This window comes from Ruegeria sp. D7, from assembly GCF_056534355.1.
Genome location: NZ_JBQFPG010000001.1, coordinates 13,451 through 35,754 on the forward strand (window position 1 = coordinate 13,451; position 22,304 = coordinate 35,754).

The 22,304-nt window shown below is 57.2% G+C and carries 21 protein-coding genes; 6 read left to right on the top strand and 15 right to left on the bottom strand.

Annotated features, from left to right (window positions below; all coding sequences use genetic code 11):
- Positions 1–12: 12 nt before the first annotated feature.
- From ACRZ9U_RS00050 to ACRZ9U_RS00065, 4 genes are read right to left on the bottom strand one after another with little or no spacing between them, the layout of a single operon-like run.
- Positions 13–639 carry a hypothetical protein gene (locus ACRZ9U_RS00050; protein WP_170405242.1) on the bottom strand — a complete coding sequence of 209 codons (627 nt, stop codon included), beginning with the start codon at positions 637–639 and terminating at the stop codon, positions 13–15.
- Positions 640–688: 49 nt separating this feature from the next.
- On the bottom strand, positions 689–1,270 hold the full coding sequence (locus ACRZ9U_RS00055) for a TIGR02281 family clan AA aspartic protease (RefSeq protein WP_170405245.1): 582 nt from the start codon (positions 1,268–1,270) through the stop codon (positions 689–691).
- 41 nt (positions 1,271–1,311) lie between these two features.
- Complete coding sequence (locus ACRZ9U_RS00060; RefSeq protein WP_170393323.1) at positions 1,312–1,932, bottom strand: MarC family protein; 621 nt, start codon at positions 1,930–1,932, stop codon at positions 1,312–1,314.
- A complete protein-coding gene (locus ACRZ9U_RS00065; protein WP_170405248.1) occupies positions 1,929–3,782 on the bottom strand; it encodes an ABC-F family ATP-binding cassette domain-containing protein in 1,854 nt (617 codons plus the stop codon). The genes ACRZ9U_RS00060 and ACRZ9U_RS00065 overlap by 4 nt, the downstream gene beginning before the upstream one ends.
- Positions 3,783–3,887: 105 nt before the next feature.
- Between ACRZ9U_RS00065 and ACRZ9U_RS00070 the strand changes: the two genes are divergently transcribed.
- The 3 genes from ACRZ9U_RS00070 (at position 3,888) to rpiB (ending at position 6,185) form a co-directional block, all read left to right on the top strand.
- Positions 3,888–5,090: a multidrug effflux MFS transporter gene (locus tag ACRZ9U_RS00070; protein ID WP_170405251.1), complete on the top strand. Its 1,203-nt coding sequence runs from the start codon at positions 3,888–3,890 to the stop codon at positions 5,088–5,090.
- Positions 5,091–5,194: 104 nt separating this feature from the next.
- On the top strand, positions 5,195–5,617 hold the full coding sequence (gene ndk, locus ACRZ9U_RS00075) for a nucleoside-diphosphate kinase (RefSeq protein WP_008757405.1): 423 nt from the start codon (positions 5,195–5,197) through the stop codon (positions 5,615–5,617).
- A gap of 118 nt (positions 5,618–5,735) precedes the next feature.
- Positions 5,736–6,185: a ribose 5-phosphate isomerase B gene (gene rpiB, locus ACRZ9U_RS00080; protein ID WP_170405254.1), complete on the top strand. Its 450-nt coding sequence runs from the start codon at positions 5,736–5,738 to the stop codon at positions 6,183–6,185.
- On the opposite strand, the gene ACRZ9U_RS00085 is transcribed toward rpiB, so the two are convergent.
- Positions 6,182–6,529 carry a TfoX/Sxy family protein gene (locus tag ACRZ9U_RS00085; protein ID WP_170405257.1) on the bottom strand — a complete coding sequence of 116 codons (348 nt, stop codon included), beginning with the start codon at positions 6,527–6,529 and terminating at the stop codon, positions 6,182–6,184. The genes rpiB and ACRZ9U_RS00085 overlap by 4 nt on opposite strands.
- 92 nt (positions 6,530–6,621) lie before the next feature.
- Between ACRZ9U_RS00085 and ACRZ9U_RS00090 the strand changes: the two genes are divergently transcribed.
- Positions 6,622–7,845, top strand: coding sequence for a cytochrome P450 (locus tag ACRZ9U_RS00090; protein ID WP_170405260.1), 1,224 nt, complete (start codon positions 6,622–6,624; stop codon positions 7,843–7,845).
- 35 nt (positions 7,846–7,880) lie between these two features.
- Here ACRZ9U_RS00090 and ACRZ9U_RS00095 read toward each other — a convergent pair whose 3' ends face one another.
- From ACRZ9U_RS00095 to ACRZ9U_RS00135, 9 genes are all read right to left on the bottom strand, one after another.
- Complete coding sequence (locus ACRZ9U_RS00095; protein WP_170406414.1) at positions 7,881–9,251, bottom strand: sensor histidine kinase; 1,371 nt, start codon at positions 9,249–9,251, stop codon at positions 7,881–7,883.
- The gene (locus ACRZ9U_RS00100) at positions 9,244–9,924 is read right to left on the bottom strand and encodes a response regulator transcription factor (protein WP_170405263.1); all 681 of its coding nucleotides are present in this window, start codon (positions 9,922–9,924) and stop codon (positions 9,244–9,246) included. Before ACRZ9U_RS00100 ends, ACRZ9U_RS00095 begins: the two co-directional genes overlap by 8 nt.
- A 163-nt stretch (positions 9,925–10,087) precedes the next feature.
- The gene (locus ACRZ9U_RS00105) at positions 10,088–11,524 is read right to left on the bottom strand and encodes a Do family serine endopeptidase (RefSeq protein ID WP_170405266.1); all 1,437 of its coding nucleotides are present in this window, start codon (positions 11,522–11,524) and stop codon (positions 10,088–10,090) included.
- 746 nt (positions 11,525–12,270) lie between these two features.
- The gene (locus ACRZ9U_RS00110) at positions 12,271–12,885 is read right to left on the bottom strand and encodes a nucleotidyltransferase family protein (protein WP_170405269.1); all 615 of its coding nucleotides are present in this window, start codon (positions 12,883–12,885) and stop codon (positions 12,271–12,273) included.
- A gap of 31 nt (positions 12,886–12,916) precedes the next feature.
- Entirely contained in the window at positions 12,917–15,334 is a 2,418-nt protein-coding gene (locus ACRZ9U_RS00115; protein ID WP_480901206.1) for a GcvT family protein, read from the bottom strand.
- A 105-nt stretch (positions 15,335–15,439) separates the two neighbouring features.
- Positions 15,440–16,747: an HlyC/CorC family transporter gene (locus tag ACRZ9U_RS00120; RefSeq protein ID WP_170405275.1), complete on the bottom strand. Its 1,308-nt coding sequence runs from the start codon at positions 16,745–16,747 to the stop codon at positions 15,440–15,442.
- Positions 16,748–16,810: 63 nt separating this feature from the next.
- Positions 16,811–17,767 carry a site-specific tyrosine recombinase XerD gene (locus tag ACRZ9U_RS00125; RefSeq protein WP_170405278.1) on the bottom strand — a complete coding sequence of 319 codons (957 nt, stop codon included), beginning with the start codon at positions 17,765–17,767 and terminating at the stop codon, positions 16,811–16,813.
- Between the two features lie 2 nt (positions 17,768–17,769).
- Positions 17,770–19,296 (bottom strand): hypothetical protein, encoded by a 1,527-nt coding sequence (locus ACRZ9U_RS00130; protein WP_170405280.1) that lies wholly within the window; start codon positions 19,294–19,296, stop codon positions 17,770–17,772.
- Complete coding sequence (locus ACRZ9U_RS00135; protein ID WP_170393309.1) at positions 19,286–19,435, bottom strand: hypothetical protein; 150 nt, start codon at positions 19,433–19,435, stop codon at positions 19,286–19,288. The genes ACRZ9U_RS00130 and ACRZ9U_RS00135 overlap by 11 nt, the downstream gene beginning before the upstream one ends.
- Positions 19,436–19,514: 79 nt before the next feature.
- Between ACRZ9U_RS00135 and ACRZ9U_RS00140 the strand changes: the two genes are divergently transcribed.
- Together ACRZ9U_RS00140 and aroB are read left to right on the top strand one after the other, a co-directional pair.
- Positions 19,515–20,102: a shikimate kinase gene (locus ACRZ9U_RS00140; RefSeq protein ID WP_170405283.1), complete on the top strand. Its 588-nt coding sequence runs from the start codon at positions 19,515–19,517 to the stop codon at positions 20,100–20,102.
- Positions 20,102–21,214, top strand: a complete 1,113-nt coding sequence (gene aroB, locus ACRZ9U_RS00145; protein WP_170405288.1) for a 3-dehydroquinate synthase — start codon at positions 20,102–20,104, stop codon at positions 21,212–21,214. The genes ACRZ9U_RS00140 and aroB overlap by 1 nt, the downstream gene beginning before the upstream one ends.
- A gap of 3 nt (positions 21,215–21,217) precedes the next feature.
- Here the strand turns inward: aroB and ACRZ9U_RS00150 are convergent, their stop codons facing one another.
- Positions 21,218–22,288: a site-2 protease family protein gene (locus ACRZ9U_RS00150; RefSeq protein WP_170405290.1), complete on the bottom strand. Its 1,071-nt coding sequence runs from the start codon at positions 22,286–22,288 to the stop codon at positions 21,218–21,220.
- Positions 22,289–22,304: the final 16 nt, after the last annotated feature.

The following is a 22,304-nucleotide window of genomic DNA, read 5'->3' on the forward strand; positions in this document are numbered from 1 at the left end:
GCCAGTCACAAGTTATGTGATCATCGGGGCGTCTTCGGATTTGATCTGCTTTAGCTGCAGTCCGGAATGAGGAGCGGCCCGCGTCACGTGCCAACTGGCCGGGGGCAGGGCGCGGGCGCGGCGGCGGGTCAGACACCAACTGCAGGCCTCGTCCCGATAGGTGGGCGCCATATGCCAGCGCGTCTCAATCCCCTGTGCGCCACCATCGTCAGGCGTCAGCAATAGCCCCAGCGGAGCCTGTCCCGATATGCCGCCCTGTTCGGCAGCCAGATGCATCCGCCGGACCGGGGTCAGACCCGGCGGGCCGGGCAAATCGCCAATGACCAACGGGGCGGCACCGCTGCGCAAGGCTTCTTCCATGCACCACAACAGGTCTTCGGGTTTGTCAGGGCGGATCAGCAGAAACCGGGACGGATCGGCAAAAGGCAGCATGCCCTCGGGATGCAGCTGCGCCACCTCCCAAGCCGGGGCAATCCACATCACTGGCCCTTGAGTCTGCGCCGCCACCCACAGAGCAAAGCTACGCCGGGCAGGGCCGCAGGCTTCGTGTACACGGGCCAGTTGCAGACTGATCTGTGGGTGCAGGGCCACCCCGGGTGGGGTGCGCGCGGGCTTGCGGCCAAGAAGATTGGTGGACATGCTGATCAAATTAGCATGTTCTTATTTTGTTCTCAATTGGGGAATGCGGTCAACGCGACAGGATTAGACGCCCATCTGCGAACTGGATGTTCGAAAAGCGGTGCAGATACGCCATCCCTAGCAAGGATTGACCCAGATCGCCTTCATTGACTGAGGCCAGGATATCGCGATCGGTGATGGGGCCCAAAGACAGGCTGTCCAGCCGAACCGGCGCTGTACGCACAATGCCATTGGCCGTCGAGGCGCGGCCGAGATAGTTCAATTGATCCGTATCGATTCCAATTCGTTCGGCATCTTTCGGGCTGATGACGATATTGCTGGCCCCGGTATCGACCAGAAAGGTCACCGCTGTGCCATTCACCAGCATTGGTAAATAGTAGTGTCCATCATAAGAGCGGGGCACTTCAATCCGCTGATCGGTCACAGTCAGTTGCGGGGTCGGGCTGACGGTTGAACGGATGTCATCCCACAATCCGACAACGGCAATGACACCGATAAAGATAAACACCCAAGCCGCGACCTGCTGCATGGTTTTGCCCAAAGACTGACGGTTCTGAGTGATAAACCACATCAACAGGGCCGCACCCAGCAGAACCAGATAGGTCAAGCGCCCAATATCGTAGCCGTCCATTCAATCACCCGAAATCAGTTTTCTCATACCAATATGGTGTTTCACGAGGCGAAACCAAAGGCTTTGAGGCCATCAAGAATGAACTGAACCGACAGTGCGGCCAGCAGCATACCCAGCAGCCGTGTCAGCACGTTCAGCCCGGTTTTACCGAGAATACGGGCGATCATGCCGCCGGCCAGAAAGAACACAAATACAACCAACATGACGGCAAGCATAACAGCGCAGGCCGCTGCGATCCCAGGGACGCCCGGGTTTTGTCCGGCCAAAAGAATGATTGTTGCGATCGATCCAGGGCCCGCGATCAGGGGTATGGCCAGAGGGAACACCGAAGGGTCAGAATGATCTTCTTCCTCGGCGCGGTCCTCGCGGCGTTTGGTACGGCGGTCGAACAGCATGTCCAGCGCAGTCAGAAACAAAAGCGCGCCACCTGCAACGCGGAAGGCTTCCATCGAGATGCCGACGAATCCAAGAACCGCTTCACCAAAAGCGGCAAAGGCGATCAGGATGAAAACCGCGGTCAGGCAGCTGCGAATGGCAATCTTACGGCGTGTGGCCGCATCCATGTCCTGCGTCAAGGCAACGAAAATTGGCGTGGTTCCGAAAGGGTCGATCACCACAAACATCGTGGTGAAAGCCGTTATGAAAAAGGCCATGTCGATCATGCTGCGCTCTCTGCCTGTTCCAACCGTTCTGCGGCGGCGACCCATAGGGCTTCAGCCTTTTGCATGGCTTCGACCACCTCGGCGAATTTGCGGTTCCAGGTTTCCAGATCGTTGATCCGGTCATCTTCATAAAGCGCCGGATCGGCCAGCTTGGCAGAAAGCTTGTCGTGCATATTGGTCAGTTTCTCGACCCGGTCTTCGCATTTGCGCAGATCCGCACGCAGGGCCAATACGGTCTCGCGTGACGCACGTTTGGGTTTGGGCGCCTGTAGTTTATCTTTGACCGGTTTCTCGCGGGCCAGCAAAAGAGCGCGATAGGCCTCAAGATCGCCATCGAATGGCTTCACGGTGCCATCCGAGACCAGCCATAGCCAATCAGCGACAAGCGACAGTAGGTGCATGTCGTGGCTGACCAAGATGACCGCGCCGGAATAGGCAGTCAGCGCCTCGACCAGCGCTTCGCGGCTTTCGATGTCCAGATGGTTCGTCGGCTCGTCTAGGATCAGCATATGCGGCGCGTCGATGGTGGCGATCAGTAGCGACAAGCGCGCCTTTTGTCCGCCCGACAGGCGACCGACCAGCGTTTCTGCCTGATCCGCGTTCAATCCGAACCCCGCCAGACGCGAACGCCACTTGCCGGGCGCCTCATTGGGGCGTAGGCGGCGCAGGTGATCCAATGGTGTTTCGTCAACATGCAGCTCATCCACCTGATGCTGCGCGAAATAGCCGATGCGCAGCTTGGAGCTTCGGGTCATTTTACCTGCCATCAGGGGTAGGCGGTCAGATAGCAGTTTTGAAAGGGTTGACTTGCCCTGACCATTCTTGCCCAGCAGAGCGATGCGATCATCCTGATCAATACGCAGGTTCAGTCGTCGCAGAACCTCGGTATCACCATAACCGGTCACGCCTCCTTCAAGCTGAATGATCGGTGGCGACAGCTCTTCTGGCTCGGGGAATGAAAAGGCGCGCAAAGCCGCCTCTTGTGGAGTTGAAACCAGTTGGATGCGCTCGATCATCTTCAAACGAGACTGGGCCTGTACGGCCTTTGACGCCTTATAGCGGAAACGATCCACGAAACTTTGCAGATGTGCGATGCGGGCCTTGGCCTTGGCGTTTTCCGACTCTGCTTGTGCCAGACGTTCAGCGCGACGTTCGGCAAACTTGTCGTAGGGAACCGCGTAATATGTCAGCTTGCGATCTTCGAGATGCAGAATTGATCCGACGGCGCGGTTCAACAACCCCCGGTCGTGGCTGATGATGATGACGGTGTGAGGGTATTTGGCCAGATAGCTTTCAAGCCACAACGCACCTTCTAGGTCCAGATAGTTGGTCGGTTCGTCCAACAGCAACAGGTCAGGCTGCGAAAACAGTACGGCCGCCAGCGCCACCCTCATGCGCCATCCGCCCGAGAAATCCGAACAGGGTTTCAGCTGATCCTCATCGTCAAAGCCCAGTCCTTTGAGGATCGAGGCTGCCCGAGCCTCAGCCGACCAAGCATCAATATCAGCCAGCCGTGTCTGGATTTCAGCAATGCGGTCCGGATCTATTGCGCTGTCTGCTTCGGCCATCAATGTGCTGCGTTCCACATCCGCGGCCAGAACCGTGTTGATCAGCGAGACATCCGAGGACGGCACTTCCTGCGCCACGCCCCCGATCCGCGCGCGTTTTGGCAGGGATATATTGCCTGATTCAAGCGACAGCTCGCCCCGGATCAACCGAAAGAGCGTCGTCTTTCCGGTACCATTGCGCCCGACAAGGCCGACCTTGTGGCCATCGGGAATGGTCGCACTGGCCCCGTCGAACAGAGGACGGCCTTCAACGGCGTAGGTGATGTTCTCGATCCGTAGCATGAGCCGCTCTTACCAGAGCATCCAAACCGCCGCCAGAGGTCGCCATGTTCAATTCAGAAGCGATGTGTTAGCGCTGTTCCGGTTCGTCCTCCAATTGGTTTCGCTATGCGTGCGGCTCAATCTCCTCCGACCCTGATAACGCTGATCTTTGCAACGGCGCTCTCGGTTCTGACACTGAACATGTTCCTGCCGTCGCTGGCGCATATGAGCGAAGATTTCGGCGTGGATTATGGCCTGATGAACGTGGCCGTCGCAGGGTACCTATTTGTCTCGGCGGTCTTGCAGTTGATCGTCGGGCCGCTGTCGGATCGCTACGGGCGAAGACCTGTCTTGTTGATCGCGATGGTCATATTTGTCGCCGCTTCAATTGGATGCGTCTTAGCCGAGTCAATCTGGGTTTTCCTTTCGTTTCGGATGATTCAGGCGGCGGTGGTGGCCGGGCCGGTGCTGTCTAGTGCTTCGATCCGCGACCGATATCCACCAAACGAGGCCGCCAGCAAGCTGGGCTATGTCGCAATGGCCATGGCACTGGCACCGATGCTTGGGCCAATGCTAGGTGGCGCGCTGGATATGCTTTTTGGTTGGCGGGCCGGGTTCGTGCTGTATTCGCTGCTTGGGGCAGGGGTGCTGTTGCTGCTTTGGGCTGACATGGGTGAAACCAACACCAACCGCTCGTCGACTTTCGCGGCGCAGATGCGGGAATACCCGCATTTGTTCCGCGCGCGTAGGTTCTGGGGTTACGCCTTATGCGCCGCGTTCTCCATCGGCGGTTTTTTTAGTTTTATCACCGGCGCGCCTCTGGTCGCCGCAGCCTGGTTCGACCTGAGCCCAGCAATGCTGGGTCTGGGCATCGGTATCATCACGGGCGGGTTTATGGTCGGCAACTTTGTTACCGGGCGCATCGCAAAGCGTACCCAGCTGACGACAATGATCTTGTTCGGTCGGGTCGTGGCCTCGGTTGGTCCATTTTGCGGGCTGCTGCTGTTCATCGGCAATATGGGCTCGGTCTGGGTGTTTTTTGGATCCGCCATCTGCGTTGGTTTCGGAAATGGTTTGACCAATGCAAATGCCTCGGCCGGGGTGATGTCGGTGCGCCCGAAATTGGCCGGCAGCGCGGCTGGATTATCAGGCGCTTTGATCGTGGCGCTGGGGGCGGTCTTGACCATGATGACCGGGACGTTCGTAAGCCCCGAAAACGGGCCTTATCTGGTGCTGAGCATGATGTGCGGCAGCAGCTTTGCGGGTCTTTTGGCAGTGCTATATGTCCGCCGGTTGGATCGTACCGACCCGCTGCCTGAGGCGATCTGAGCGATAAACGATCATAACGCTTTTCATGAGACAAATACCATGTTAGGCGGCGCGCGATGGATTTCGGCGCGGGTGTCGCGCCCTTAAGTCAAGGAGAGGCCAATATGGCACTGGAACGCACATTCTCGATCATCAAACCCGATGCAACCCGCCGCAACCTGACTGGCAAGATCAATGCCAAGTTCGAAGAAGCTGGCCTACGCATCGTCGCGCAAAAGCGCATTCACATGACCAAAGCTCAAGCTGGCAAGTTCTATGACGTGCACGCCGAGCGTCCGTTCTATGACGAACTGTGCGAATTCATGTCGTCGGCCCCCGTTGTTGTTCAGGTTCTCGAAGGCGAAGGCGCCATTGCAAAGAACCGCGAAGTCATGGGCGCAACCAACCCTGCAGACGCAGCACCTGGCACCATCCGCGCCGAGTTCGCTGAATCGGTCGGTGAAAACTCGGTCCACGGTTCGGACGCACCGGAAACTGCCGCGGTTGAGATCGCCTACTTCTTCTCGGGCATCGAACTGGTCGGCTAATCGGCCGTCAGATCACAGCTTTAGGCCGTACCCCATATCGGGTGCGGCCTTTCTTATGAGGGCAGGGCTCAAGAGTGTTTGTCCGCATTGCTTTAGTCGACAGGAGCGAAATGCCGTCATGAGCACAAACAAACGCATTGTTCTTTCCAGTGATCACGCTGCAATCGACCTCAGGCAGGCTATCTCTGCTTACGTTGAAGCCGAAGGTTGGGAGGCCGTAGATATCGGCCCGACCACATCGGAAAGCACTCATTATCCCGAACACGGAGCTGCCGCAGCGCGCCTTGTGGCTTCGGGTGATTGTCGCTTTGGTATCATCTTGTGTGGCACCGGTCAGGGTATCATGATGGCGGCGAACAAAATCAACGGCGTCAGATGTGGCGTTTGCAGTGATGTCTTTTCGGCCCAGATGATCCGTCAGCACAATGACGCAAACATGCTCTCGCTGGGGGCGCGGATTATCGATGAAAAGCAAGCACTGGAAATCACGGCTGCTTTCCTGACATCCGAATTCGAAGGTGGTCGCCACGCAACGCGGGTCGATATGATCGGGGCGCTCGAAGCCTAGTCTGCCGCCAAATCCTTGGCTGAAATTCGCACGCCCAAAGCATCAAGATCGGCAATCATCTGATGCTTTGGCGTTATGCTGACTCCGGCTTTGATCGCATCGAACCGTTCGCGCAAGGCCTTCTTTTCCTCGCCCTTGCAGTCATTCCAGGGACGGCCTTGCAAGCCCATGACCAGCACATAATAGCCGATGAAATGAGGGCGCGTTCCGGCCTGTAGCAGGCGCGTATAAGCCTCGTCTGCTCCCAACGCTCGCAACTCCTGAGCTGTCATAATGCCCGCACGCGCGCAGGCTTGCTCGAATGCCGGGCCAAGATTGCGGATGGAGGATATCGGATCAGACATGCCTTGTCTTATCCCGCCCGATACGGCCTGTCACCCGCTCAAGGTTGTTTGCAGCTTCCCTTTCCGCTACCCAAGCGTTGGAGGGGTCAAGCATGAACGATCTAAGCCTAGAGAATGTCGCGCAAAATTTGGACCTGATGAACCCGCCCGAGGGGTTTGTCGACGACCCGTTCCCCCTTTACGATGCTCTGCTTGAGCATGCGCCAATATTGCGGCAGCCGGACGGTTCCATGTTGTTGTCGCGCCATGCGGATCTGGATGCCATTTATCGCAACACGACGCTTTATTCTTCGGATAAGGAGGCTGCGTTCGGCCCTAAATTCGGCGTTGGCTCGCCGTTATTCGAACATCATACAACTTCACTGGTGTTCTCCGATCCACCGCTGCACACGCGGGTGCGCAAGATCATGACCTCAGCCCTGACGCCCCGGGCAATCGCGCGGATGGAGCCGGGTCTGATCGAAACCGTTGATACGCTGCTGGATGATATGGCGGGCAGGGGACGGGTTGATCTGATTGCGGATTTTGCCTCGACCATTCCAATCCAAATCATCGGCAATCTGCTGGATGTACCGATGGATGAACGCGCGCCTCTGCGCGATTGGTCTCTGGCTATCCTTGGTGCTTTGGAACCCGCATTGACGGAAGCTCAGCTGGAAAAGGGTCACACTGCTGTTCGCGACTTCAAAACTTACCTTCGGGATCTCGTCGCCCGTCGTCGCGCAAAACCGGGAGATCCGGAAACAGATGTTCTGACACGTCTGATCCGTGGCGAAGGCGCGGATGAGATGCTGAGCGAGATTGAGCTTCTGCAAAACTGCATCTTCATACTGAACGCGGGCCACGAAACGACCACCAATCTGATCGGCAATGGGCTGGCGCTGCTTCATGACTATCCAGAACAACGCCAAAGACTGTTGGAAGATGGCGAATTGATTGCTCCGGCGGTTGAAGAGGTCTTGCGCTTTCGGTCGCCCAACCAATTTGGCAACCGGGAAACTACGTCGGACGTTGAAATCCGAGGACATCAGATCGCCAAAGGAACGAACCTGCATCTATGTATCGGGGCAGCGAACCGTGATCCCGAGGTGTTCACCGACCCGACCCGGTTTGACATCACACGCAAGCCGAACAGGCACCTAGCTTTCGCAGGCGGGCCGCATGTCTGCGTTGGCCTGACTTTGGCGCGTCTTGAAGGTCGTGTTGCATTGGGCCGGTTGTTGAATCGTTTTCCCGATTACCAGATTCAAGGAAAACGGGTGCAGGGTGGTCGCATTCGCTTTCACGGATACGCTTCCTTGCCTGCAGTTATGTAATTTTATCAAGGCTATAGTAGATGTTCTTCATGTAATTACGAATTGCGTGACAACTTCAGAGTTGTCTCAAGCCCTGGCTTCCGGTTACGCGCAAGAAATGTGCCGCCGTGCATATGCGAAATTGCCGCCACAAGCGCCAGTCCAAGACCGGCATTGCGGCCTGTCCTTGCAGGATCAAGCGTCACAAACGGCATCTGCAATCGGGGCAGATCGCTTTCGGGTACGCCAGGTCCCCGGTCGCGAACGCTGAGTAACGCATAGTCGCCGTTGTCTTGAATTTCGATGGTGATCGCTGTGCCGGGCGGGGCGTAGCGCATGGCGTTTTCAAGAAGGTTCGACAGTGCTTGAGACAGCAGAGGGCGATGGCCTTGGATTGGGTCCGCGTTTCCAACGACCTCAAGTCGGATGTTCTGATCAGACGCGACAGGTTCGTATAACTCAACCACGTCACCGACCAGTTGCAAAAGCTTTACCGGTTCAAATTGTTCGCGGCCCAGACCGGCCTCGGCGCGCGAAATCTCGGTCAGTTGGCTGAGAACGCGCAGCAGGTGGTCAATCTCTCCGGTCGCGCGCGCCATATCGATCTCGCGATCTTGATCGCTTTTGCCGGGCTCAGCCAGGGATTCGACCCGTTGCCGCAGCCGCGACAGGGGAGAGCGCAGATCATGAGCAATCGAATTGGACGTTGTGCGCAGGTTGCTGATCAACTCTTCAATACGGTCCAGCATGTTGTTCAACGTGCCCGCGACCTGATCGAATTCATCGCCCGTGCCACGTAGAGGCATGCGCAGAGCTAAATCGCCGGAAACGATATTGTCGGCTGTATTGGCGATGTCTTTCAGTCGTGAAAACACCAGCCGGGTCAGCAGCCAGCCGGTCAACAAACTCAGCGCCAATGCAGTGGCAAGTGCCAGTGCAACAGACCGGAACAGAACCCGGTCGAATTGCTGTCTGGCCAATGAATCACGCCCGACAAGCAGCCTCTCACCACCCGGCAGCCGGACTGAAGCGGCAGAGATCGGGACATATTGATCCGTATCTTCTTTGCGAAGCTGAAGATCGACCCAGCCGCTGCCCGGAGTTATCCCTTCCGGCCAATGCGTCAGGTTGCCCGCCAGTTTCGTGCCTTGCCGACCTGTCAGCAGGTACAAGGCATCCCGCTCAGCCGCTGTCGGCAAACGGCGGTCGATGGCAGAGATCAACCCGATCATGCCACGCCGTTCATATTCATCTGCGAGGCCCGTAAGCTCGGCCTGAACGACCGAACGCGTCTCGCCTGAAATCGTGCGATTGGCCGTAAAATACACCATCGTCAGAACGGTCGCCGTCAGCAAAGTGCTAAGCACCATGCTGGCCAGAACTAACCGAGTACGAGAGTTTTTCAGCGACAGGCGCAGGTTATCCATCCGAAACCATGTATCCGGCGCCTCGGACTGTTTCAATCATCGGGTCGGCTCCGTCTTCATCAAGCTGGCGGCGCAGTTTCGAAATATGGACGTCGACCACGTTGGTGTTCGGGTCAAAGTGGTAATCCCACACACCTTCAAGCAACATCGTGCGCGAGACGACGCGGTTTTTTCGGCGCAGAAAGAACTCCAGAATTTGAAATTCGCGCGGAGTCAGGGTGATTTCACGACCGTTGCGTGTGACCTTGCGAGTCAACAGATCCATTTCGAGATCGCGGCAGGCAAGGGTCGGCGTTTCTTCGGCTTCTTGCGGTCGACGCAACAGGGCTTCGATCCGGGCATGAAGTTCCTGGAATGAAAATGGTTTGACCAGATAATCGTCTGCGCCCGCGCGGAGGCCTTTGACTCGCTCGTCCACTGCACTCATGGCGGTTAACATCAGAACAGGTGTTTTCAACCCAGCCGCACGCATTGACTTAATCAGTGATAACCCGTCCAGCCCGGGAAGCATTCGGTCCAATACGACCGCATCAAATCCGCCGTCAGTTGCGTGGTACAGGCCTTCGCGGCCATCTGATGCGACTTCGACAACATAGCCTTCTTCACCAAATCCCTTGGCAATGAAGTCCCGTGTGTCTTGGTCATCTTCAACGATCAACAAGCGTCTGCTCATGGTCAGGGCTCCTTCCCAATGGGATTTAAACACACATACTCTTTGAAAAAAACATGCCGGGTGCAAAGGTGCACCCGGCTGTTCCGGCGGCACGTGGACAATCCGTGCCTGCCAGAATAAGCGCTCCAGATTTCCCCATCATGTGGCGCGCTTAGGTGTAGGGTTAGGCGATTTCGACCGCGACGAAGATCTGGTTGCCACCGCGATTGATCAAAACCAGAGCTGGATCCGTCTTTTCGTTCTCCAGCGCTTCTTTCAAAGCGTCTGGCGTAACGGTATCCAGATTGCCCAGTCGAACGATCACATCACCACGCTGCAATCCGGCCTTGGCCGCGGGGCTTTCGGGCTCCAGATCAGTGACAACAACACCATCGACGTTCTCGGCCACGCCAATCTCGGCGCGGGCGGTTTCGGTCAGCGGTGCCACGGTTACGCCCAGCGACGTACCTTCGAACTTGTCTTCAACCACGCTATCGGTCGCCGCCGAGGCTGACTGATGCTGACCGATTGTCAGTTCGATCTGTTCTTCTTTGCCATTTCGAAGAACAGTCAGCGTGCTATCAGTACCTACCTTGGTCGTGCCGACCAGGATCGGAAGATCGCTACTGGAATCAACGGCTTCGTCATTGAAGGTCAGGATCACGTCACCTTGCTGCAGTACGCCATCGGCCGGGCTGTCCGGTACAACATCCGATACCAGTGCACCTGTTGCCGTATCGATACCCATCGCAGCAGCCAGTTCGGGGCTGACATTCTGGATCGACACTCCCAACCAACCGCGGCTGACCTCGCCGTCATCGCGCAGATCAGCCGTGATGTGATCTACAATATTCGAAGTCACCGCAAAGCCGAGCCCGACTGAGCCGCCGCTGGGCGAATAGATCGCCGAGTTCACACCGATCACCTCACCATCCATGTTGAATAGCGGACCACCCGAGTTGCCTTTGTTGATAGCAGCGTCGGTCTGGATGAATTCGGCGTAGGGGCCTTCCGAAATATTGCGCCCCTTCGCGGAAACAATACCGGTCGTAACGGTTGCATTCAGGCCAAACGGGTTGCCGATGGCGACGACGTCTTCGCCTACGCGAATGACGTCGCTGTCACCCATTTGAACGGCTTGCAGGTCTTCTCCTGCGTCGATTTTGAGTACAGCGATGTCCGTCAGCGGATCTGTTCCAACGATTTCGGCTTCGAAAGTGCGGTTATCGCTCAGACGTACGGTCACTTCGCTGGCGTTGTCGACAACGTGGTGGTTGGTGACAATGTATCCTGCCTTATCCAGCACGAAGCCTGATCCCAATCCCTGGCTGGGGCCGCGCTGCGGCATGTCAAAACCTTCAGGACCGCCGAACCGTTTGAAGAATTCACCAAAGGGGTGGCCCTCGAAGTTGAACTCCTGACCTTGTGCTGGGCTGGGCTTGGCATCTTGCCTGGCGGTGATCGTGACCACCGAGGGTGAGACGGTTTCGACCAGATCGGCCAGCGCCTCGTCTGCCATTGCGGGCAGGGCAGTGGTGGCCAGCATGGCCGCGCCCAACGCGGTAGCTCCCATCCAGCTGGATGTGCGTGGAATAAGCAGTGAGGATTTACGGATGCTCATTTTGACTCCTGTCTATTTCGGCGGTTGATCCCGCGCATTGAGACAGGAGATGCACTGGCAACCTTGGGATATCCTGAGAGAAATATTAAGAAACCTTAATTTCGCCACGTTTCGCCGCTTTAATGACTCCGTTCAACGTGCTCGGGTAGCAAGAATCAGCTTGGGTGCTATGTGGCGAATCGGTGGATTGTTGCCGATAAAGTCAATAATTTCGAAAAAGCATTGAATTGATTCATTTTTGTTAACAAAGAAACGACGCTTTTGCGGTCTCAAAAATATTTCTCCTAAAAGTTGCGTGAGATGGAGTGTTCAAATTTCGAACACGCCCGTCGATGCCTTTGAAATAGGTAAGTTAGCCGTATTCAAAGTGCGCAACTGACGCAAACTTCTGGAAAAAATATAAGACGATGCAACCATTGGTAGAATGCAGAGTGTTGCATTGTTGCTCAAAAGCCAGTGCGCCTGCGCTGAAATTTACCATTTCATCCAATTTTACATTGTTTGAACGCATCGGATCAGCGACATTGGAGTTGCCCAAGTGAGGGGGGCCTTAGGCACTAGGGGGTGTCAAAGGCGCATCTCAGTCTCCATAGCGCTGAGCGGCATGTTAACGAGGGGGTCTTGTTTAGGTTCAGCAGCACAACGTCGGGAAGCCTGATTGGCGATCTGACCGCGCTTTAGAGATTGGTGAAAGTGGTAGTCCTGTTTTTGGGCATGCGACCCGGTCATTATTGACCGGGTCGCGTTTATTTGAGGGGCTGCTTTTGCGGTCGGCCCGCATTCCAACGGGTCCAATCGGCGGGTGTATCCAAATCAAGCAGCGCATTCTGGGCGGGCAGGCGATGCAGATGAACCTTGCCCTTGTAGCGTTGCACGACAATCTGCGCGCCGCTGTCACCGTTCAGTTCCGAAAGCTCTGAAAATAGAGAACGATCAAAGACGACAGGATGGCCGGGAGCGCCTTCGTCAGTAGCCCCACGCCATATCAGATTGTCAGGGTGGGTTTTGACTGATCGGAGAACGCTGTTCAGGTCTTGGGTTGTGAGGTCCGGAAGGTCCGATAACAGGATCATGACCGCAGGTGCATTTGCTGGAATGGAGGCCATTGCGCCTCTCAAACTGGCATTCATGCCTTCTTGCGCATTTGGGATTTCGACCAGTTGAACATCGAGGCCCTCCAGCACCGTATATCGGGGATGTGGGGCCGGAGGCAGGGCGATGATAACGTGACCTGCGGCAAGCGCCCGCTGAGCCACTCGGCGCAGAAGCGGCACGCCTTCAATCGGTTGCATTAACTTATCAGCACCACCCATGCGGCTGGATTGCCCGGCAGCGAGCAGGATGATGGGAATCTGGGTCATTTCGCAAGCATGCCGTCGGTGGATTAATAAGTCATCCCCGCATTCTTGCGCCATCGGGATCGAAAAGTGGGGTCGTGATGACACGCGCTTTGCGCATCTGACCTAGAATTTCAATTTCAACCGCACGTCCCTCGGTGGCCTGTTCAGTCGGGAGGAACCCCATGGCAATCGACTTGCCCGCAAAGTGCGAATACCCACCAGATGTACAGAAGCCGACAACAACGCCGTCTAACCAGATCGGTTCGTACGCGTTTACATCTGCATCTGCCACGTCGACCTCAAAAGCCACCAAGCGGCGATCAGCGCCAGATGCGCGCTCGGCCTCGGCCGCTGCTCGGCCTATGAAATCGCTGCTCTTGGAGAATGAGATAAACCGATCCAACCCGGTTTCTGCCGCTGTATAGTCGGGTGAAAATTCTCGCATCCACGAGCCAAAGAACTTGTCCAGACGCAGACTCATCATTGCGCGCATGCCAAATGGGGTCATGTCATGAGCTTGACCCGCTTGCCACAAACTCCACCAGAGTTGCCGTTGGGCCATTGGGTCGCAATAAATCTCATAACCCAGATCGCCGGTATAGCTGACACGCTGAACGATGCAGTCCGTCATGCCAATTGTCATCTCGCGCACGTCGAGGAACCTGAGCGAGTTGACTGCTTCTCGGGTGCAGGCCGACAAAACCTCGGTGGCCTTGGGGCCTGCGATCTGAAACCCATTCAACCGGTCGCTGATGTTCTCGATGCCCATGCCATCGTCCTGGTTTTGCAGGAACCAACGCATATGAAATGCCTGACTGCCGTATGAGGCGGTCAGGTGAAACAGGTCGTCGCCCAAGCAGGAGACGGTGAAATCCCCGATCAGCTTACCTTTATGCGACAACATTGGCGTCAGTGAAACGCGGCCTGGTTTGGGTATGCGGCCCGCCATGATGCGATCCAGCCATGCACGAGAACCGGCACCGGTAATACGGTATTTTCCGAAATTGTGGACTTCGTTGATCCCAACACCTCCACGCACGGCACGAACTTCGCGGCCGGTGGCCTCAAAGGCGTTGGAACGGCGGAACGAAGGTGTCTCGAAATCCGGTTCATCGCCTTGGGCAAAGTAGTTTGGTACTTCCAGCCCGTATTGCTGCCCCCAAACGGCGCCGAGATCGCTGAAGATGTCGTACATTGGCGTGGTTCGGTTGGGACGTGCCGCTGGCAGTTCTTCGTTCGGATAAGCGACGCTGAACCTTTTTTGATAATTCTCGATCACCTTGGGGCGCGTATAACCCGGGCTGATCCAATCGCCAAACCGCGCCACATCCATAGCAAACACATCGCGTTCGGGTTCGCCTTCGATCATCCATTGGGCGAGGGTCAGACCGACACCACCGCCTTGGCTGAAACCAGCCATGACGCCGCAGGCTGACCAGTAGTTCCGCACGCCGGGCACCGGGCCGACCAGAGGGTTTCCATCCGGGGCAAAGGTGAACGGCCCGTGAATGACAGATTTGACACCCGCCTCGGCCAGCACGGGGAAGCGTTTGTAGGCGAATTCGATGCTGTCGGTGATCTTGTCGAAGTCATCGGGCAGCAGTTCGTGGCCAAATTCCCAAGGTGTGCCGTCAACCGCCCAAGGTTTGCAAGGCTGTTCGTAGAAGCCGATGCACAGCCCGCGCCCTTCCTGCCGCAGATAGCTTTCTCCGGCGGGGTCCATCACATGCGGATGCTCGCCACCCGCATCGATGATGGCCTCGATCTCGGGTATGTTGTCGGTGACAAGATATTGGTGCTCCATCGGATGCAGCGGGAAATAAATGCCTGCCATTGCGCCGACCTCGCGCGCCCACAAGCCGCCCGCATTGACGATATGCTCGGCGTGAATTGTACCCTTGTCGGTCACCACGTCCCAAGTTCCGTCCGCGCGCTGGTTGGTCTCGTGCACCATGCAATGGGTTTCGATCGTAGCCCCGCCCATACGTGCGGCTTTGGCGTATGCGTGTGTTGTACCGGACGGATCAAGATGCCCGTCCAGCGGATCATAAAGCGCACCAAGGATGCCATCGATATTGGTGATCGGAGCAATTTTCTTGATCTCCTCTGGCCCGACAATCTCGGTCTCAAGACCCATGAATCGGTGCTTGGCGCGTTCGGCGAGCAACATGTCGAACCGGTCTTGATTGTCGGCCAGCGTGACGCCGCCGACGTGGTGCAAGCCACACGACATGCCCGTGATCTCTTCCAGCTCTTTGTACAGCCGGATGGTATAGCCCTGCAGGGCGGCCATGTTTGTGTCACCGTTCAGGGTGTGAAACCCGCCCGCCGCATGCCAGGTCGAACCGCTGGTCAGCTCAGACCGTTCCAGCAGCATCACATCCGACCAACCGAGCTTGGTCAGGTGATAGAGGACCGAGCATCCGACAACGCCGCCTCCGATAACTGCGACACGGGTGGTGGTTTTCACGATGTTTCTCCCTCGGCTTTTGGCCGAGCCTGCCGAGGGCTCTGGCGTATTACTGTTCCGTTCGCGACACCGCGCGTCGTTTGCTGAATACGCGCGCTGTAGGGCTTAGAGAGGACGAACCTTGAGGGCGGTGATCCTGTTGCCTTCGCGGGCCGTGACCTCAAATCGGAAACCGTGGAACGAGAATACTTGGCCCACAATGGGGATCATCTGAGCCTCGTGGATCACCAACCCGGCCAGCGTGTTGGCTTCTTCATCCGGCAGCGACCAGTCTAGCGCGCGGTTTGCGTCGCGGATGGTCATCGCGCCTTCGACCAGATACTGGCCGTCGTCAGATCGGGTAACGGGGACATCTTCGTCGATGTCGAACTCGTCTGCGATCTCGCCCACGATCTCTTCCAGAATATCTTCCAGCGTGATCAGCCCGCGCAGCGATCCATATTCGTCAACAACAAGCGCGAAATGGCTGTGCATGCGAAGAAACTCACGCATTTGGTCGTCCAGAGTGGTGGTTTCGGGCACGAAATAAGGATCGTTGGCAACCTTCGCGATGTCGAAATTCTTAAGCCGCTCTGGATCACCATCCGCGCCGCCTACCTGCGCATACATTGCGCGGAACAAGTCTTTGGCGTGCACGACACCCACGATGTTTTCCTGTTCTTCACGGAACACAGGCAGGCGGGTGTGTGGGCTTTCCAGACACTGTTTCAGGATCGCCTCGGGTTCGTCATCCGCATCGATCATCTCAATATTCGAGCGGTGAAGCATGATCTCTTCCACCGCGCGGTCGCCAAGATCGAGCGCGCCCAGAATACGGTCGCGATCTTCTTTTTCGACCACACCTTCGGAATGGCCCAGTTGCAATGCGCCAGCGATTTCTTCTCGGACCGCAAGGATGTTGCTATCGGGGTCGATCTGCACACCGAACAGGCGCAATACACCGCGCACCAGTAGCCGGACGGCAGCCACCACCGGAGAGAACACCGTTACGAAGACGCTGATAACGGGTGCCACCAAGGCGGCGGCTTTTTCGGCGTTGGTAATCGCGTAGGTCTTGGGCAGCACCTCGGCGAAGATCAGCACCAGAAGGGTCATCACGAGCGTCGCCAGCGCCACACCGCTTTCGCCGAACAGGCGGGTAAACAGGGCGGTTGCCAACGAAGCGGCAAGGATGTTGACAAGGTTGTTGCCGAGAAGGACCGAGCCGATCAGACGTTCGTTATCATCGGTGATTTCCAGCGCTTTTTTCGCCCCGCGCGAGCCTTTGTCAGCCTGCGCTCTCAGCTTGCCACGCGATGATGCGGTCAGCGCAGTTTCGGAGCCCGAGAAAAAGCCCGATAGGACAAGGAGAAGAAGAATGGATCCTGTCGTGATCCAGAATGCGCCATCAAGCAGAGAAGGAGTGGGTTCCATTGGTCCTAGGTTGTTCGTGTTGCTGCATTCGTTATGGGGGTGCGGGCCCGGCCAATCAAGGGGTTAGCCCTGATCTGTGGTGTCATCTTTGGCCAGCGGGTGGTGTTCCAACACCAGTTCCGACAGGCGTTCATCCAGAACATGCGTATAGATCTCGGTCGTCGCCACATCTGCATGGCCCAACAGCGTCTGGATCGAGCGCAGATCCGCGCCATTGGCCAGCAGGTGCGTCGCAAACGCATGACGCAGCGTGTGAGGTGTGACTTTTTCAGGCGAAACACCGCCTTCGATCGCCAGTTCCTTGACCAGCAGAAAGAAGCGATGCCGCGTCAGGTGCCCGGATTTCCCGCGCGACGGGAACAGGAAACGCGACGCTTGTCCTCCCTTGGAAACGGCTTTTTCCTCGGCCGCATCGCGGGCTTGCAGCCAGTCTGCCAACGCCTCGCGGGCAGGGGGGGACAGCGGAACCATCCGCTCTTTCCCGCCTTTGCCGAGGACCAGCAGCATGCGGGGATCACCTCTGGCCGAACTGACCGGCAGCGATACCAGTTCTGTCACCCGCATCCCCGTCGCATAGAGCAGTTCCATCAGGCACGTGTTGCGAATTTTGTCTGCGTCGGAACGACCCGTGCGCCGCGCTGCTGCAAGCAGGCGGTCAACTTCGGGCACGTCCAGTGTCTTAGGCAATCGCTTGGGGTGCCCTGGTCCCTTGATCTGGATGGCCGGGTTGCTTTCGCGCCAGCCTTCTTCGAAAGCAAATCGATACAATTGTTTGATCGCCGACAACCGCCGTGCCCTTGTCGAGCGCGACAGGCCCTGCGCATCGCAATCGATCAGGTAACCTTCGATCCGATCGCGATCCGCTTCGGAAAAGCCCGATTTCCGACGCGTCAACCAATCAGAGAAATCTTTCAGATCCCGGCCATAGGCGAGCAGGGTGTTGGTGGCGGCGCCAAGCTCAGCAGCTTGCGCTTCGAGGAAGGTGGAAATCCACAGCTCCTGAGACGCGGGCGCTGTCATGCTCAAGCCCCGTTCAAGATCATCAACTGCAACGCGGCCCGACGTGCGGTGTCTTCAAGACCCACGCGGCGGAACGCAGCGATTGCAGCGGTCAGGTCGACCAGATTGCCGCGCGCGCCATGGGCGAACAATTGCATCGTTTCCAGAATGGCTTCGCCCAATTGATCGTTGCTCAGAAGCCCGTCGATATCCGAAGGGATGGGCGCGGACCAAGCAAAGCCCTGCGAAATGGCATCCGCCAGAGGGGTTGGTGACGGTGCGCGCTGCGGATCGCCCTGCGCCAGGGCGGCCAGAAACATATTCGCATCGGAACCTTCAGGCACATCTTGTGCCGCGTCTTCATAAAGCTCGGACAACAGCAGAATACGCCACCGCAGATTCTCGGCGGCCGAACCAGATAGTTTCATTGCTGCCAGACGCGGGGCAAAAAGTTCGGCAAACGGAATCTCAAGCCCGACTGACTTCATCTGGGCCCAAACCTCAATTAAAGTCTTGGAAACCGCATCGGGATTTCCGGTTCCCAATGCGGTTTCGAACCGTTGAATGGCTGCCACGCGATCCCACACGGCGCCCGAAGCAGCCGGCGAACGTTCGGTATACAGGCCAAGCAACTGATTGGGTGTCAGCGCCCCAATCCGCGTCAATCGTTCAGCAGCTTCGACCTGGGCTTTCCAGCCCGCCACATCGCGCAGATCGGCATTGGCGAACGCCCGTGGCAGCGAAGCCGTGGGCAAACGTTCACCAATGGCTTCGAACAGACGGAACGTAAGCGGATTCGGGTCGTCGGGCTGAGGAAGATACTCAGCCCCTTCGAACAATTCCGGGCTGAGAAAGCGATCGAGCAACGCAAGCTGGTCTTCGGGCAGCACCTGCAGCGCATGAGCGGCTTCGAGTGTCAGCGCAGCTGACGCCCAATCTCCACGACGGGCCTTGCAGAATATTTGCGCTGCGTAATCCCGAGACAAATTCGGCTGCGCGATCAGCGCCGTACAACTCCGGTCTTCGTCACCCGTCAGCAACGTCGCATCGAACCAGCGTTTGAAACGAGCTTGCGTATCGGTCGGACCGGCCAGCTGAACCAGAGATTGTACCGGATCGGATGCGCCCAATTGCATAAGGCGGTCCAGTCGCGCCATCAGCAATTTGTCTTCTGCCTGTCCTCCGCTCGGGGGACGTGCCTCGGAAAGGAGCAGGGTGAACAGCAGCCGTTGCATAGCGGGGTTGGACTTGACCCGCACCTGCGCGATCAGTTCCGCCAAGCGATCTGCATCGCTGTTCTGCCACAAGTTGACCGGCAGACCCGTGACGGAAGAGGCCACCAAACCCAGCGGTGGCGACAGCGCCTCAAGCGGGGTGACCTGAATATCCGGCTGCAACCCTGTCTGGGTCACAGGCGGTTCCATCAGCACTGTGCCCGGCAGATTTTCTGGGGGGTCGGTCAGCCAGTCAATGATCGACAAGGGCTCCGTCGATTGTGCCTGCGCAGTTCCGGCCAGAAAAAACGCCAGAAGAGTGGTTCTAGTCGGCATTCAAGATGACCGGTTCGCGGACTTCACTTTGAGGAGCGGAAAAGTCCGCACCAAAAAACGGCCCGACATAGGCATACCCAACCAGCCCGATGAAACACAGGCAGATGAGGTAAATCAGGAACTTGATCAAACGGCCCATGGGTGAACGCTGCCTCAATTTTTGCTTTTGCCCAAGTTATAACTAGCATTTTTCTTAAGATCACGTCATTCACGACGAAATGAGCGAAATTAAGCATAACACGGTGCGTTCCGACACAGCGGCGCAATTTCAACTGCACAAAACCGTCGTTTTGGTCGGAATGATGGGGGCTGGAAAGACTGCGGTGGGCCGGGCTCTGGCGGCTCGGCTCGGCGTTCCCTTTCTCGATAGCGATTCCGAGATCGAATCGGCGGCCAACATGACCATCCCCGAGATCTTTGCCCGCGATGGCGAGGCGTTCTTTCGCAGCAAGGAAAGCCAGATCATCGGGCGGCTTCTGGATGAGGAAAAAGGCATCCTGTCGACCGGAGGCGGCGCGTTTCTAGCAGAAGGCAATCGAAATATGATCTCAGACCGCGGTGCATCTGTGTGGTTGCGGGCCGATCTGAACGTGTTGTGGAATCGCGTCAAACATAAAGACACGCGCCCGTTGCTGCGTACGGCAGACCCGTATGCAACGTTGCGCGGTTTGTACGAGGCGCGCGTGCCGATCTATGAACAGGCCGATCTGGTGGCTGACTCAGATGGCGAAACCGCAATCGAAGATATGGTGGATCGGGTGATTGCCGCACTGGTGACGCGCCCTGATATTTTGGAACGAATTTAATGCATCAAACCGTACATGTTGATTTGGCCGAGCGTTCTTATGATGTAGAGATCGGCCCCGGCCTTTTGGCGCAATCTGGGGAACGGATTGCTCCACTGATAAAGCGTAAGCGTGTCGCGGTTCTGACCGATGAGACTGTCGAGGGCCTGCATCTGGATGCACTGCGTGAAGGCCTGGCCTCAGCCGGGATCGAGATGAATGCTCTGGCACTGCCAGCGGGTGAGGCCACCAAAAGCTGGCCGCATTTTGAGCGCGCGGTAGAATGGTTGCTGGCGGAGAAGGTCGAACGGAACGACATCGTCGTTGCGCTAGGAGGGGGTGTGATCGGCGATCTGGCGGGATTTGCTGCAGCAGTGATGCGGCGCGGGGTACGCTTTGTTCAGATACCGACTTCGCTGCTGGCACAGGTCGACAGCTCGGTTGGCGGCAAGACTGGGATAAATGCGCCACAGGGCAAGAACCTGATTGGAGCGTTTCACCAGCCGTCACTGGTGTTGGCCGACACGGACGTGCTGGGTACGTTACAGACGCGGGACTTTCTCGCTGGATATGGCGAAGTCGTCAAATATGGACTGCTGGGCGATGCCCAGTTCTTTGAGTGGCTTGAAGATAACGGGCCTCTGTTAGCATCCGGCGACATGGCTGCGCGCGTGCAGGCCGTCACACGCTCGGTTCAGATGAAGGCCGATATCGTCGCGCGCGACGAGACCGAGCAGGGCGACCGGGCGCTGCTCAATCTGGGTCATACTTTCTGCCACGCGCTTGAGGCTGCAACCGATTATTCTGATCGATTGCTGCACGGTGAAGGTGTCGCCATCGGCTGTGCGCTGGCGTTTGAAACTTCTTCTCGCTTGGGGCTTTGCCCGCAAGAAGATCCAAGCCGTGTCAGGGCGCATTTGCGCGCCATGGGCATGAAGACTGATCTGGCCGATATTCCGGGTGAATTGCCGGATGCAGAAACGCTGGTCGATCTGATGGCGCAGGACAAAAAGGTCATGGATGGCCAGTTGCGTTTCATTATGGCACGAGGCATCGGACAGGCCTTCGTCACTTCAGAAGTGCCGCGCGAGACAGTGGTCTCGGTGCTTGATGATGCGCTGGCCGCCTGCTGAGATTCAGCGCCCCTGGATTACCATCAGCTCGCCGATGTTTTCGCGGGTGATATAGCCAACCATGTGTCCCGATTTGGTACAAACAGCAATTGCGGGTGCACCTTTATGCAGGCCATTCAGAACTTGATCCAAACCGCTGGTGAGCGCGACTTGTGGTATGTCCTTATCCATAATCGACGCTGCAGGCTCGGATCGGGGATGGTCGCTTGCTAACGCTGCGAACAGTCGGTCACGGGTGACAAAACCCAAAAGGCTGCCATCCTCGGCCAAGACCGGAAACTCGTGCTGGGTCGTATGAATGACCGCTTGAGCCGCCGTCGCCAACGTATCATCGGGCGACAACGCCTTGAACTCGGTGATCATCGCATCCCGGGCCTTCACACGCCGCGCAACCGAACGTAGCGCAACGTCTTGGTTTTCGGAATTCGCGGCAATGAAGACAAAGACGGCGATCAGAACCAGTATCGGGTTGCCAGAGGTCAGCCCCAGAAAACCAAGCCCGACCGCTACGATCTGACCGCCAAGGGCGGCGATCCGCGTGGCCTTGGCACGTTCCATCTTCATACATAGCAAAGCGCGGAATACACGCCCGCCGTCCATCGGAAATGCCGGGATCATGTTGAAGGCCGCCAGCAGCAGATTCACATAGGCCAGACGGCTCAATAGGTTCGTGCCTGCCGAGTCGATCTGGGCCAGCGATCCAAGTTGTATCCCCGCGCCTAAAACCACGAGGATGGCCCAGATGACGACGTTTACGGCCGGGCCTGCTAAGGCGACCCAAACCTCCTGCATCGGTTTTTCTGGCATCCGCTCAAGACGTGCCAGTCCACCGATTGGCAGCAAAGTGATATCAGGGGTGCGAATCCCGTATCGCTTTGCCATGAGCGCGTGACCGAATTCATGCGCGACGACACAGGCAAACAAAGCCAGAACGAACAGGATGTTGTTGAGCGCAGCGGGCCAACCGCCGCTGGAATACGCTGCAAAACCAACCCAGGCGAGCAGCAGGAAGAAGGTGACATGGACCCTCAGTTCCGAGCCGAGCAATCGGCCAAGTGAGAAGGACCATGCCATGTTGTTTCTCCGTTTG